This window comes from Yoonia tamlensis (assembly GCF_900115105.1).
GTDB lineage: Bacteria > Pseudomonadota > Alphaproteobacteria > Rhodobacterales > Rhodobacteraceae > Yoonia > Yoonia tamlensis.
The window spans coordinates 540,497-553,614 of record NZ_FOYP01000002.1 but is presented as its reverse complement, the minus strand read 5'-3'; the positions used below and the strand labels follow the sequence as shown (position 1 = coordinate 553,614).

At 55.9% G+C, this 13,118-nt stretch carries 13 protein-coding genes; 2 read left to right on the top strand and 11 right to left on the bottom strand.

Annotated features, from left to right (window positions below; all coding sequences use genetic code 11):
- Positions 1–7: 7 nt before the first annotated feature.
- The 9 genes from BM320_RS14555 to BM320_RS14515 all read right to left on the bottom strand — a co-directional run bounded on the left by BM320_RS14555 (position 8) and on the right by BM320_RS14515 (position 9,937).
- Positions 8–1,183 (bottom strand): aminotransferase class I/II-fold pyridoxal phosphate-dependent enzyme, encoded by a 1,176-nt coding sequence (locus BM320_RS14555; RefSeq protein WP_090201466.1) that lies wholly within the window; start codon positions 1,181–1,183, stop codon positions 8–10.
- Positions 1,184–1,548: 365 nt separating this feature from the next.
- Positions 1,549–2,619, bottom strand: a complete 1,071-nt coding sequence (locus BM320_RS14550; RefSeq protein WP_090201463.1) for an ABC transporter ATP-binding protein — start codon at positions 2,617–2,619, stop codon at positions 1,549–1,551.
- Positions 2,619–3,605 carry a glycoside hydrolase family protein gene (locus BM320_RS14545; RefSeq protein WP_090201461.1) on the bottom strand — a complete coding sequence of 329 codons (987 nt, stop codon included), beginning with the start codon at positions 3,603–3,605 and terminating at the stop codon, positions 2,619–2,621. Before BM320_RS14545 ends, BM320_RS14550 begins: the two co-directional genes overlap by 1 nt.
- Positions 3,606–3,608: 3 nt before the next feature.
- The gene (locus BM320_RS14540; protein WP_090201460.1) at positions 3,609–4,487 is read right to left on the bottom strand and encodes a carbohydrate ABC transporter permease; all 879 of its coding nucleotides are present in this window, start codon (positions 4,485–4,487) and stop codon (positions 3,609–3,611) included.
- Position 4,488: 1 nt separating this feature from the next.
- Complete coding sequence (locus BM320_RS14535; protein WP_090201458.1) at positions 4,489–5,559, bottom strand: carbohydrate ABC transporter permease; 1,071 nt, start codon at positions 5,557–5,559, stop codon at positions 4,489–4,491.
- Between the two features lie 62 nt (positions 5,560–5,621).
- Positions 5,622–6,881, bottom strand: a complete 1,260-nt coding sequence (locus tag BM320_RS14530; RefSeq protein WP_090201456.1) for an extracellular solute-binding protein — start codon at positions 6,879–6,881, stop codon at positions 5,622–5,624.
- A complete protein-coding gene (locus BM320_RS14525) occupies positions 6,878–7,969 on the bottom strand; it encodes a LacI family DNA-binding transcriptional regulator (protein ID WP_090201454.1) in 1,092 nt (363 codons plus the stop codon). Before BM320_RS14525 ends, BM320_RS14530 begins: the two co-directional genes overlap by 4 nt.
- Before the next feature lie 370 nt (positions 7,970–8,339).
- Positions 8,340–8,543 (bottom strand): hypothetical protein, encoded by a 204-nt coding sequence (locus BM320_RS14520; RefSeq protein ID WP_090201453.1) that lies wholly within the window; start codon positions 8,541–8,543, stop codon positions 8,340–8,342.
- Positions 8,544–8,608: 65 nt separating this feature from the next.
- Positions 8,609–9,937 (bottom strand): amidase, encoded by a 1,329-nt coding sequence (locus tag BM320_RS14515; protein WP_090201451.1) that lies wholly within the window; start codon positions 9,935–9,937, stop codon positions 8,609–8,611.
- Between the two features lie 330 nt (positions 9,938–10,267).
- Here BM320_RS14515 and BM320_RS14505 point away from each other — a divergent pair, with 330 nt between their 5' ends.
- Positions 10,268–11,518 carry a UbiH/UbiF/VisC/COQ6 family ubiquinone biosynthesis hydroxylase gene (locus BM320_RS14505; protein ID WP_090201591.1) on the top strand — a complete coding sequence of 417 codons (1,251 nt, stop codon included), beginning with the start codon at positions 10,268–10,270 and terminating at the stop codon, positions 11,516–11,518.
- 3 nt (positions 11,519–11,521) lie between these two features.
- Entirely contained in the window at positions 11,522–12,271 is a 750-nt protein-coding gene (gene map, locus BM320_RS14500) for a type I methionyl aminopeptidase (protein ID WP_090201448.1), read from the top strand.
- Positions 12,272–12,279: 8 nt separating this feature from the next.
- On the opposite strand, the gene BM320_RS14495 is transcribed toward map, so the two are convergent.
- Both BM320_RS14495 and BM320_RS14490 read right to left on the bottom strand, forming a co-directional pair.
- Positions 12,280–12,459, bottom strand: coding sequence for a Trm112 family protein (locus BM320_RS14495; RefSeq protein WP_090201446.1), 180 nt, complete (start codon positions 12,457–12,459; stop codon positions 12,280–12,282).
- A complete protein-coding gene (locus tag BM320_RS14490; protein ID WP_090201444.1) occupies positions 12,456–13,097 on the bottom strand; it encodes an LON peptidase substrate-binding domain-containing protein in 642 nt (213 codons plus the stop codon). Before BM320_RS14490 ends, BM320_RS14495 begins: the two co-directional genes overlap by 4 nt.
- Between the last annotated feature and the right edge of the window lie 21 nt (positions 13,098–13,118).

Sequence of the window (13,118 nt, the reverse complement as noted above, 5' to 3'; positions counted from 1 at the left end):
ACTGTCCTCAACCGTACAAACAGGCGCGGATTAGCGATAATCCCCGCTGCAATTCGTCTTCATGGGCCACCATCGCAACCCGGATATAGCCCGCGCCCGGATTTTCACCCGCCACATCGCGGCTTAGATAGGCACCGGGCAAAACCCGCACGCCCGTTTCCTGCCACAGCTTCAACGCTGCAGCCTCGCCATCCGCGACAGGCAACCAAAGGAAAAACCCCGCCTGCGGTGAAAGATAACCGGCAAGATCGCCAAAAATCCGGTCCGCGATTGCGTATTTGCGCAGGTAAAGCGCGCGGTTTTCAACCACATGCGCCTCATCCGCCCAAACGGCTGCTGCCACCGCCTGCAGCGGCTCGGGCAAAGGCGCGCCCGCATAGGCCCGCAGCTGCCGGATTTGCGCAATGGATTTCACGCCGCCCGCACAGAACCCTGACCGCAATCCGGGCAGGTTCGACCGTTTCGACAAGGAATGGAAAATCACCACGCGGTCGGGGTCTGCGCCCATCTCGACCGCCACCTGCAACGCCCCAACGGGTGGCGTGTCGCGGTAGATCTCGGAATAGCATTCATCGGCAAAAATAATGAAATCATGCTTTTCGGCCAACGTGATCAAGGCGCGCCAGTAATCCGCATCCGCCACGGCCCCTTGGGGGTTTGCAGGCGAACAGATATAGGCAATTGTCGTGCGGTCCAGCAGATCCTTGGGCAAGGCATGGAAATCGGGCAAATAACCGGTGGCCGCCGTCGCAGGCACATAGACCGGTTCAGCATCCACCGAAAGCGCGGCAACCGCATAGACCGGATAAAACGGGCTAGGCATCAAAATAGCCGGCGTGCCGTTTTTGTCTTCGGGTGACAGGGCAATTGCGGCATTATACAGCCCCTCGCGGGTGCCATTGAGCGCCAATATCTGGTCATGCCCCAAATCAAGCCCGTAACGGCGGTTCAAAAACCCCGCAATAGCGTCCAGCAGATCATCGGTGCCATTATTATTGGGGTATTTCGCAAAACCCTGCACATTGGCCGCAAGGATATCACCCACGAAATCAGGGAACGCGTGGCGCGGTTCGCCAATCGTCATATTGATCACATCTGCCGCCTGCGTCGGCACGTCCAAAAGACTGCGCAAACGGGGCCACATCGCAACCGGTAGGTTCGAAAACCGCGCGGGGAATACCATAACTGCCTCAATTCACGGGATCATTTCGCCCCGTTTTTTACCAAACTAGCGTGTTGCAACCCGTCCTGTCCAGAACAAGCCGTGAATCAGTATGGATTTGTGGTTTTTTGGTATGACACACCCAAGATGTTTGACTTTTACGCCACAACATTGCCCCAGATAAACAAAACGGACCTTGGATTTGGATGCAGCGAATGGCAGGAACGAGCCCAAAGTAACGGATGCGGCGCTAAACATTAACGACTGCTTTCAAGAGCGGGCTGTTTTTCAAGGAAAGAAGTTCAATAATCCAAAATTCGAGTGGATGCCGTGTGCGAAAGCACCTCTGAGCTCGCATGTGTTAGAATTCAGATTTGAACTTATGCTCAGACTTCTTCAGGAAATGCATGCGCCAGTGCTGGATCGAATGTCCATGCCATTTCAGTCCCCGGCACCAGAACGGCATCCTCGGCAATGGCAGCAATGAGCTTACTGCCGTCGCCAGCAGCCAAATTTACGACGGTTTCACTTCCCAATCGTTCGGTCAGAATTACTTTTCCGTTAAGCATGCCCTGCCCATCTGAAGCAGCAATAAGGTACTGCGGACGAACCCCAAGGGTGGCGTTATGTCCTTTGGTGAAAGTCCGGCCTTTGCTGGGGACCTTAACGGATACCAACGCCTTGCTTGATACCTGAACCCAGTCTTCACCTGTATCTTCAACGATCACCTGCAAGAAATTCATCGACGGCGCACCTAAAAACCCTGCGACAAACAGGTTGGCAGGTTCGTGATACAATTCCATCGGGGCGCCGGCTTGCATGACCAACCCGTCCTTCAGCACAACAATCTTGTCCGCCAATGTCATGGCTTCGACCTGATCGTGGGTCACGTAAATCATTGATGCACCGAGGTCTTGGTGCAATTTACCGATCTCCATCCGCATATCCATGCGCAAGGCCGCGTCTAGGTTCGAGAGGGGTTCATCAAACAAAAACACCTTGGGATCACGCACAATGGCACGGCCAATAGCGACACGCTGGCGTTGGCCGCCTGACAGTTCGGACGGTCGCCGATCCATCAAGTGTTCCATCTGCAAAATACGGGCCGCATCATCAACCTTGGCGTCTTTTTCGGCCTTCTTCATCTTGTTGATCGTCAGACCAAAGGCAACGTTTTCCCGCACGGTCATGTGTGGGAAGATCGCATAGGATTGAAACACCATCGCAATGCCGCGTTTGGAGGGTTCCAGATCGTTCACACGCTGTCCGTCGATTTCCAGCGTCCCGTCGCTAATGTCCTCCAGCCCCGCAATCATCCGCAACAGCGTGGACTTGCCGCAGCCAGAGGGGCCGACAAAGACCACAAATTCGCCATCGTCGATGTCGATATCGACTCCTTTGATCACTTCGGTCTTGCCGTAGCTTTTGCGAATATCGCGGAGTTTGACTGTTGCCATTATTCTGCTGCCTTCAATTTGGGCGGGATGGACAAAAGCCCCTCCGCGGTAATTTCGACGGGATCGGGATCCATGATGTGGCCGACAAACTCTGTCGCATTGTTTGGGCGATCCGCGAAGCCAAGGATGACCATGCTGTCTTCGGTATCCACGATACGGGCGGCGTATCGGGTACACGGCTGAGTTCCGTCCAAGAACCCAGGTGCAATGCGCCATGGGCCACGAGGGCTGTCACCAATCAGGTAGTGACTGCCCGTTACTACGGGGCGCAGCGTGGTCTGCTCTTTTGAATAATGGTTGTTCGCGGTGCAAAACAAGCAATACCACGTGCCGTTTTTCTCAAAGACCTGTGGGACTTCTAGTTGCCCGAACCCACCAGCATAGACCGGAGGCTCAAGCGTCCATTCGTAGCCGTCCAATGACGTGGCAAAGCCAATGCAGCCTGCATCATTTGCCTCTGCCACGCCGGGCACACGAGCGGTAAAGTACATCAACCACCCCTCCCCGTCCGGATCACGCATCACCCAGGGGTCACGCATGGCACGGTCATGCCATTCGGCATTCGATACATCCGTCTCGTAGTGGTGCGCATTCGGTCCCACCAGATCAAGGATCAGCCCGTCGCCAACCCGCTCCCAATTGTGCAAATCAGTCGAAGTGGCGTGGCCTATTTGCTGCGCCAACTGCGGATCGTTCTTACGGGTGCCTGTGTAATAAAGGTGCCACAGGTCATCATCGCCGCGCACCACCGAACCGGTCCATGTGGTGTAGTTATCCCAACCGTCGACAGACGGGCGGAAACACTCGCCAAGGTGATCCCAGTTCACAAGGTCCGTACTGGTCGCATGACCGTAAGACACGTTGAAATGGCGCAAATCTGGATCCCCAATCGAACGCGGGGCTTTCAGGAAATACCCATGGTATTTCTCACCATCATGGACATACCAACTATCCCAAACAAAATGATCTTTGAGAGCAAGAACCATAGATCAGCCTTTCACGCCGGTAGAGGCAATCGACGCGATGAACGCGCGTTGCAGAACAAGATAGAAGGCCAGAACTGGAACGGTGATGATCGTCAGATAGGCCATGATTTCACCCCAAGCGGTGTTCAGTTGGAAGAAATACTGCAACCCGACCATAACAGGCCGGTAGGTTTCCTGTTGAACAACCATCAACGGCCAGAGGTATTGGTTATACATCGCGAGGAACTTGAGGATCGCGGCGGTCGCCAGCACCGGACCTGCCAAAGGCATCACAACACGTGTGTAAATTTGCCACCAACTTGCACCTTCGACACGGCTTGCCTCGATCAATTCCCGAGGAAGATCGCGGAAATACTGCACGAAAAGGAATATCGTCAGGCCGTCCGCAATAAGTGGAATGATTTGAACGCGATAGGTGTCAAGCCAGCCGAACGTCAAACCTTCCATCCCGATCCATGGCAGTTTGGACACGAACAAAAGCAGCGGAATGGCGATGGTTTCGAACGGGATAATCAAGGTCGCAATAATGATGCTAAGCGCGACGTTGCGACCGGACCAATTCAGAAACACAAACGAAAACGCAGCGAGTGAACACAGCAACAACGACATGATGACAGTTGTGCCGGTCACAACCAATGAATTGAACATAAATTTGGCCACAGGAACACGGTCGAATGCGCTGGCGTAATTATCAAAGCTGATATCGCCCACAGGCAGAAACGCACGAATGCTGGACGTGTCCCGCAGCAATTGCAGGTCGGGCTTTAGGCTCGACATGACCATGAACACCAGCGGGAAAATGAAGATGATCGCGATGAGTGTGAGGACCAAATAACGGACAGCCAGACGCAGCCCGCGATTGTCTGCATTGATGGAGGCCATACTATCGTTCCCTCGTCAAAAATCGTTGGATCAGGCTGATGGTCAGGACCAGGACGAACAGGATGACCGAAATCGCAGAACCACCCGAAATATCTTGTTTGCCATAGCCCCGCTCAACCGCCTGAAACACAATGGTCGTTGTGCTGTCTAACGGGCCACCACGGGTCATGACATCAATCTGTGCGAACAGTGCGAAAGCTTGCATGGTAATGACGATCAGCACCAATACGGCTGTGTTGCGCAATCCGGGCCATGTCACATAGCGGAATGTTTGCCATTTACTGGCCCCTTCTATTGAGGATGCCTCGTACAACGTGGGGCTAATCGTTTGCAGCCCCGATAACCAGATCACCATATGGAACCCGACAGCCTGCCAGATTGACATGCCCATGATCGCACCAAGTGCAGTGTTTTCAGAACCAAGCCAATCTCGGCCTTCGAAAAAGCCAAAGCTCAGGAAGCCAAGGATATTGTTGAGCAGGCCGTCATTGCCATCATAGATAAAGCGAAACAACAACGAGACGACCACGATGGAAACGACAACAGGCATAAAATAGATTGCACGGTAAAAGTTGATGCCGCGTAATCGTTGATTGATGAGCAAAGCCAGACCCAAGGCCAGCCCCCCCTGTACCGGTGCCACAACCAGCACAAACATCAATGTGTTGCGCAGGGATTTCCAGAAGACCACATCGGTAGCCACGACAACCTTCGCTGTCTCGCCCCAATGCCAGCGGAACCATTCGCGCATGCCTGCATATTGCGGATAATCGGGATTGTTGCGGGTGAATGTGCGGACACGTGGATACTGCGCCTCGCCTGCATCATCACGCACGACCTGCCCTGCATCATCGGTTTCCGGTTCGATTGACAGCACCGAAATGCTCAGCAGGCGGTCATAGTTGCTCAGCCCCACAAATTCCGTCGGGTTGGGCGAGATCAGCCGCTGATTGGTCAGCGACAGATAGAAAGCAAAGAAAAACGGGATCACGATGAACAACATGATCAACCCGAAGCCCGGCAAGGCAAAGCCCCAGCCAGCGCGGTTAGATGTTGTCAGTTTCGATGCCATTTTTCATTGCTTTCCTGTTGGGAAATGCAGGACGGCCAGAATAGCCGCCCTGCGCAGTCACGTTAGTGGCCGTAGCCGCCGTTGCGCTCGATGTCGGCGTTGATTTCGTCGACAGCTGCGTCCAGCGTGTCAGCCACGTCTGCGCCGTTGGCGATGTCTGCCAGTGCTTTCTCAAACACTTTTGCGGACACGACGTAGCCAGGTGTTACTGGGCGCACCATGGCCTGACCTTCGGACAGACCAAAGAACACTTCCAAAGCACCGCCACTCGCGTAGTTGTCTGTCATCGCAGCCGCAGTAGATGTTGCCGGGATCAGACCTGTGACGTTCGAGAAGTTAGCAAGGTACTTGTCCTGCAAGGCAAACTCGATGAATGCAGATGCGCCGTCAGCGTTCTCGGACGTTGCAGACACACCGAACTGCCAAGATGCAGCACCGATTTTGGAACCGGCACCGAAGTCTGGTGCTGGCAGGAACACAACGTCGTCGTGTGCTTCAAGTGCACCCAAAGCAGCCCAGTTGCCATTCCATGAGAAGGCGTATTTGCCGTCGATGAAACCCGTGTCACGGTCAGCAGGGTCTTGTGATGTACCCGGTGCATAGCCGTCCACGAACAAAGACTGCCACCAGTTGCCGAATGCCAGTGCTTCCGGGCCGTTCAATGCGCCTTCGGCAGTTGCATATGTTGAGCGATCAACGATGTCGCCGCCGAATGACTGCAAGAACGGGCTGAAGGCATATGGATACCATTCGCCAGTCCAAGGCATGCCAAGGTCGAGAGCGTATTCAAAATTGCCAGATGCTTTTGCGGCTTCAAGGGCTGCTGCAAATTCTTCGCCTGTCCATGGGTTGTCTACGTCAGGTGTGCGAAGGCCGAGCGCGTCGAGTGTGGATTGGCGTGAAACCATCGCAACCGCTGCGTCCCAGAAACCGATGGAATAGAGCTGACCATCCCAATAGCCCTGTGGACCATCAAGAAAGTTTTCGATGACAGCTTCGTCGATATTCAGTGGCTGAAGGTAACCAGCCCATGCCCAGTTCGGCATGACCGGACCATCAACGTCCAGAATATCCGGCAAGTTGCCAGCAAGGGCCGCTGCCACAACGGAATCGTTGTAGGATTCCTGTGGGAAGCTTTCGACCATGACTGTGTAATCAGACTGGCTTGCGTTGAAATCATCGATGATCAACTGCAACGCTGCGGATTCCGCTTCGTTACCTGCGCCGTGGTACCACATGGTCAGTTCAGTTTGTGCTGCGGCCATGCAGGCCCAGCTCACAGATGCAACAAACGCTGCACCCAGAGTCTTTCCGAGTTTCATAGTGTCGTCCTCCCTATTGACGATAGTTTTGTGACGGGCGTTGGCAAATCCTTCACGGAATTGCCGGGGTTTACGGGGCCACCAACCAATATTGGCTGAGTGGGCGCGTCTGCGTTGCCATTGATCATGCCAAGCAAAAGTTGCGTGGCGCGAATACCAATCGCGGCATAAGGCAACTCTGCTGAGGTCAATGTCGGATAAAGTGTGTCAGTGATCATGCGGTGGCCGTCGTACCCAGCAACTGACAGCTCATCAGGCAATGCGATGCCCCTGCTGCGCAGGATGCCGTAGGCCCGCATAGCCATCCGGTCATTACCAAAACAAATGACGGTCGGTGGCAGGGGCAAGGACAAGACGCGATCAATCGCATCCCACAACAACTGAACACCAGCATCGCCGTCCCCGACATCAACTTCAGCAGGCACAAGAAGCGCGGGATCGAAACCGATATCTGCCTCAGCCAGAGCATCTTTATACCCGTCAACGCGAAGTGCTGTTGCTGGCAAATGAGTGCTGAGTGAAAGATACGCAATCCGCTGGTGCCCCTTCGCGATCAGGCTCTTCACCAGATTGAACTGCCCCTGATAATCGTTAGGCAATACCGAGGGAGTGCCCCTGTCATCAAAACAATTGGCCAAAACCATTTTGGTCGAATTGGACACTTGTGGCAAAGACACCTGACTGTGGTGATCAGCAACATAGAGCAAACCTTCGACGCGGTGTTCTTCAAATGTGCGGATCAATTGCGGTACGCGGTCCATCTGGCCGCCGGTATCTGCAATTAGAAGCGTCTTCCCGCTGGCCTCCATCGCCCGCTGGATGCCCTGAACGATATGTAGATCGGGCAGACCAGAATTATCGGAGCGGTTTGACGAAAGCGAGATCGCCCCTGTGATAAGCCCGACCAGACCAGATTTGTTGGACCGCATCGCCCGTGCCGCAGTCGATGGCACATAACCCAACTCTGCGATGGCTTTGTTGACCGCGTCTTTGGTGTGTTTCTTAACCGGAGCATCCCCGTTTAGAACGCGGCTTACGGTCTTGGGCGATACGCCAGCAACACGTGCAACATCGTAAATTGTCGCCAAGTCAAGTCCTCCCAAACCGCTGTGTTGATGGATCTAGAATCGCTCAACACGTAAATGACACCGATGTCATGACACCGATGTCATTTACCTGTCAACAATTTTTTCCATGGCCATTTGTCTTTTCAGGCATGATTGCTTGATTTGAAGAGCCCCCTTCAACGAGTCCCATCAAGGAAAAGCGGACGTTGCGCAGCGCGAAGCTGACAGCAACTCTGTCCCGCATACCAAACATCAAGGCCGGACGCGTTAAATGTCCGGTATGGGTCAAAGATGCGTGACGTTACTCGTGGCCGGCCTCAGAAAAACGGGCGGATTTCTTCAAAGGCTAGTGACGTTCCTCATTTGCGCCAGCGATCTGGTCGCAGTTCGCTCAACGACGGTGGTGCGCGACCACCCCTGCAACCAGCCCAAGCGCAGCGACAGCAACGACAACGTTTATTGCGGGGCCACGCGTGTTGGTGGCCGCCTTTGGTTCATGTGTTGGCGCGGGCATCGGCATGGGCTGGGCGCTTGTAGTAACGGGGATCGAAAGCACAGCGGCGGTCACCAAGGCGGTTAGTGGAAAGCGAAACATGTTGTTCTCCGGGTTCAGCAACGTATGAACCCTTACAACGGCGCAACGGCAAAAATCCGTCGTGCTCAGCTCAGCGCCCGTTCCGCCGCCGCCGCCAGCCGCAGCAACGCCGCCTCACCCCCGTTTTGCCCGTTCAGCATGATCCCGCAAGACGGCACCCCCGTCGGCAATGTCACTGACGCCAGATCAAGCAGGTTCGCGATACGGGTGTTGCGCAGCGCCAGCAGGTTTTCGACCTTGTAATATGCATCATCCGCCAGCAGACGGTCTGCATTCGGGGGCAGGATCGGCGCAGTGGGCAAAATCACCGCATCACATTGCCCCGCCACCGCCGCATATTGCTTGCGAATAGCGCGCAGCAGGTTCCACCCCGCCACGAAATCCGCGCCGCTTACCAGCTTTCCGCCGCGCACACGTTCCAGAATTTGCGGGAACATCTTTTCGGGGTGCGCCTCGACCAGATCGCGCCACCAACCATAGCTATCCGCGCCGTACAGATAGCCCGCCACGTCAAAGGCTTCGTGCAAAGGGGCAAAGCGGACATGTTCCACAATCGCCCCTGCGTTTTGCAGACGTTCAACCGCGCTTTGGAATGCGGCGCGTGGCGCATCGCGCACATCGTCAGGCGCAATCGTATCCAGCACCATCAGCCGTTTGCCCTTTAGGGTTTCATCGCCCAAATCAACGGGCTTATCGCCACCCAAGGCCGCGAATAACAGCGCCGCATCTTCAACCGAACGGCAAAGCGGGCCGACAGTATCAAAGGTCAGGCACAGCGGTACAACACCGTCGAGCGACAGCCGGCCATGTGTGGTTTTCAACCCCACCAGATCATTCCACGCCGACGGAATACGCACCGATCCGCCTGTATCAGACCCGATTCCAGCCGCAGCCAACCCGAACGCAACCGATGTCGCAGCCCCCGAAGACGATCCGCCCGCAACCGCCGCATGATCATTCACACAAGGCGGCGTCGCAGTGATCGGGTTCAATCCCAACCCCGAAAACGCAATTTCCGACATATGGGTTTTGCCCAAACAAACCAGCCCCGCAGCACCCGCATTTTGCAGCACCAGCGCATCTGTGTCCGGCACACGACCTTCCATCAACGCGGTGCCCGCTTCGGTCGCGACACCAGCCGTATCAAACAGGTCTTTCCAAGACACAGGCACACCATCCAGCGGCCCGCGGCGGAAACCTGACTTGGCCCGCGCGGACGCCGCCGCAGCCTCAGCCCGCGCGCGGTCATGCGTCACACGCGCATAAATCCGGTCACGAAATTCATGGGCATCAATGGCATCCAGATAGACCTCCGTCAGGGCCACAGGGTCAATATCCCCCGCCCCGATCGCACGCCCCAAATCAGCCGCCGTCATCCATCGCCAGTCTTGCATGTGATGTCTCCTGTCTTAGCGTGACACTAGCGGGGGGCAAGCGCGGGAACAATCGGGGAAACGCAAGGCTGGCTGCAATGCGACCAATGCCCTTTGCGCATCATCACGATCCGCGATGGTAAAACATGCCGTCAACGCGTCCGTATCCCGCACTGAAAAACAGTCAGATTTGCACGCACCGTTAACGCCGCCAATCGTGCCGAATTGCCCGACGCTTTGCCGACGCAAGTCCGACGTTTCGCCGACCACGCATTCCCCAACAAAATAACGCATTAACCCGCGATTCGCTCCCTTGCGCAAAAACCACCGTACGGTGGGGCCATGCACCGCATGGACAATCCCGCGCGCGCGGTCATATTACGCCCTATGGATACGGATATTATCATCGTGGGTGGCGGGCTGAACGGGCCTGCTTTGGCTCTGGCGGCAGCGCAGGCGGGCTTTGCCGTGACCATCATCGACAGTCTGCCCGTTGATCAGCGCAAACAGCCTGATTTTGACGGGCGCAGCTATGCTTTGGCGCTCTCGTCAAAACGGCTTTTGCAGGGGATCGGGGTCTGGGGTGCGGTCAGTGATCACGCGCAGCCGATGCTGGAAATCAAGGTCACCGACGGGATCGCTGGCAAGGGTGCCAGCCCGTGGATGATGCACTTTGACCACGCCGAAATCGAAGAAGGCCCGATGGGTTTTATGGTCGAAGACCGCCACCTACGCCGCGCGTTTCTGGATGCAATGGCGGCAAGCCCGCTGATCACGCAATTGTCCGAAGAAACCGTTGTTTCCCAATCTGTTGAACCTGCTGCGGTCAGTGTCACGCTCGCCTCTGGCAAGGGTATTACCGGATCAATTCTGATCGGTTCCGACGGGCGCCGCAGTGGCACGGCGGAACGCGCAGGGATCAAACGCACGGGCTGGGGCTACGGCCAGACCGCCGTGGTTTGCGCCGTCACCCATGACAAACCACACGGCGGGATCGCGCACCAGTTTTTCATGCCCGCCGGACCGCTGGCCATCCTGCCGCTAACCGAAAACCGCAGCTCCATTGTCTGGAGCGAAACAGACGCGCGCGCCGCAGAACTGGCCGCGATGAATGACGCGGATTTTCTGGATGCGCTGCGCCCTGCCTTTGGCAGTTTTCTGGGGCAAATCAGCCTGACCGGCGCGCGGTTCAATTATCCGTTGGGGCTCACGCTCGCCAATAGTTTTATCGGTGACCGCATGGCGCTGATCGGCGACGCAGCCCACGGAATGCACCCGATTGCAGGGCAAGGTCTGAACGCAGGTCTGCGCGATGTGGCCGCACTTGCCGAAGTCCTATCCGACGCCCGCGCACGCGGCGAAGACATCGCTAGCCCCTTGGTTTTGCAGCGTTATCAGCAATGGCGGCGGTTCGATACGGCGACACTTGCGCTGGCGACAGACACGTTCAACCGGCTGTTTTCAAACGACAACCCCGTCCTGCGCAGCCTGCGCGATATCGGCATGGGTGTGGTAAACGGACTGCCCGGCCTGCGGCGCAGCTTCATCCGCGAGGCAGCAGGGCTATCAGGTGATTTGCCAAAATTGATGCAGGGATCATAAGGCATGACGGTCACCAAAGAAGACGAGCTGGATGGGCTAAAGGTCATTGGTCGCATCGTTGCGAACACGATGCTTACGATGGCAAAATCAATCGAACCCGGTATGACAACAGCAGAATTAGACGGCATCGGCCGCGCACTTCTTGAACGGCAAGGCGCTGTATCAGCGCCGGAATCCGCTTACGACTTTCCTGGTGCCACATGCATCAGCATCAACGAAGAAATTGCGCACGGAATTCCAGGTGAACGCGTGATTGCATCGGGCGATCTGGTGAATATTGATGTTTCGGCATCTAAAAACGGTTTTTTTGCCGATACGGGGGCGACGTTCCGCGTTGGTAACGTACGACCGTCGCTAAAAACGCTCTGCCAAGATGGTAAACGCGCGATGGAAATCGGCATTAAAGAAGTGCGGAGCAACAAGCCAATTGCAAATATCGGCAATGCCATTGGGCGCTTTGCAGTAGATCACAACTATACGCTCATCCGGAATCTTGCGAGCCACGGTGTTGGCAGATCGTTGCACGAATACCCCACCGAAATCGCAACATGGCCGACTCGCAGTGACCGCCGACGCATCAACAAAGGCTTGGTTCTCACGGTAGAACCGTTTTTGTCCAAAGGCGGGCTATGGGCAGAAGATGGCGACGACGGCTGGACGCTATATAGCACCCCACAGGCGCCTGTCGTTCAGTATGAACACACTGTCGTAGCCACTGATCATGGCGCGATTGTCGTCACGCGGCCCGGCTAGCCGAACACCTAATCCAGCTTGCGCGCCTCATCGACCAGCATCACCGGGATGCCGTTGCGGATGGGAAAGGCAAGATGCGCGTTTTTTGAAACAAGCTCTTGTTTCTCAGCATCGTATTCGAGCGTGGCTTGGGTCAAAGGGCAGACCAATGCTTCAAGCATTTTAGGGTCAAATTCTGTGTCGTTCATTGTAAGATCTCATCGCCTGATCCGCCGCTTAGGGCGAATTGGATTAAGGTTGTTAGTGTCTCGCGGCGGGCGCGTAGTGACGGCGCCTCGAGCAGGGCTTGTTTGTCTTCGGGGGCAAACGGGCAAAGCATGGCAAGCGAATTGATCAGCAGCTCATCTTCGGCCTCGCCCAGACTGTCCCAATCGGTAGACAGGCCTTTGTCGTCCAGAAACCGGCCCAGCATTTTCAGGAACGGGGCGCGGTCAAATGCGGGGTCTTTTTCGGCCGCACCAAAGTCGCTGTCAAACCCCGCCCAGTTCACATCGCAGCGGCGGTAAGGGGTAAAGCCTTCGACCTCTTGCGTGATCCGGAACCGCGACACGCCCGTCAGCGTGATCATATAGCGCCCGTCATCCGTTTCCGAAAACGCCGTGACCCTTCCTGCGCAGCCAATCGCGTGCAGGCGGCTGCTGTCATCAGCGCGCGCAAAAGGTTGCACCATCCCGATCAACCGGTGCGGTGTTTTCAGCACGTCTTCGAGCATTGCCAAATAACGTGGTTCAAACACTTGCAACGGCAGCCGTGCGCGCGGCAATAGCAGCGCACCCGGCAGCGGGAACACCGGCACAACAGCGGGCAGATCAGCAATCACTTTCATGCCCGCCAGCCTAGGCCGAAC

What these genes read in the sequence shown, in the direction of transcription:
- BM320_RS14555 (WP_090201466.1), bottom strand. Translation starts at nt 1,183, where the DNA reads ATGGTATTCCCCGCGCGGTTTTCGAACCTACCGGTTGCGATGTGGCCC.
- BM320_RS14550 (WP_090201463.1), bottom strand. Translation starts at nt 2,619, where the DNA reads ATGGCAACAGTCAAACTCCGCGATATTCGCAAAAGCTACGGCAAGACC.
- BM320_RS14545 (WP_090201461.1), bottom strand. Translation starts at nt 3,605, where the DNA reads ATGGTTCTTGCTCTCAAAGATCATTTTGTTTGGGATAGTTGGTATGTC.
- BM320_RS14540 (WP_090201460.1), bottom strand. Translation starts at nt 4,487, where the DNA reads ATGGCCTCCATCAATGCAGACAATCGCGGGCTGCGTCTGGCTGTCCGT.
- BM320_RS14535 (WP_090201458.1), bottom strand. Translation starts at nt 5,559, where the DNA reads ATGGCATCGAAACTGACAACATCTAACCGCGCTGGCTGGGGCTTTGCC.
- BM320_RS14530 (WP_090201456.1), bottom strand. Translation starts at nt 6,881, where the DNA reads ATGAAACTCGGAAAGACTCTGGGTGCAGCGTTTGTTGCATCTGTGAGC.
- BM320_RS14520 (WP_090201453.1), bottom strand. Translation starts at nt 8,543, where the DNA reads ATGTTTCGCTTTCCACTAACCGCCTTGGTGACCGCCGCTGTGCTTTCG.
- BM320_RS14515 (WP_090201451.1), bottom strand. Translation starts at nt 9,937, where the DNA reads ATGCAAGACTGGCGATGGATGACGGCGGCTGATTTGGGGCGTGCGATC.
- BM320_RS14505 (WP_090201591.1), top strand. Translation starts at nt 10,268, where the DNA reads ATGGACAATCCCGCGCGCGCGGTCATATTACGCCCTATGGATACGGAT.
- map (WP_090201448.1), top strand. Translation starts at nt 11,522, where the DNA reads ATGACGGTCACCAAAGAAGACGAGCTGGATGGGCTAAAGGTCATTGGT.
- BM320_RS14495 (WP_090201446.1), bottom strand. Translation starts at nt 12,459, where the DNA reads ATGAACGACACAGAATTTGACCCTAAAATGCTTGAAGCATTGGTCTGC.
- BM320_RS14490 (WP_090201444.1), bottom strand. Translation starts at nt 13,097, where the DNA reads ATGAAAGTGATTGCTGATCTGCCCGCTGTTGTGCCGGTGTTCCCGCTG.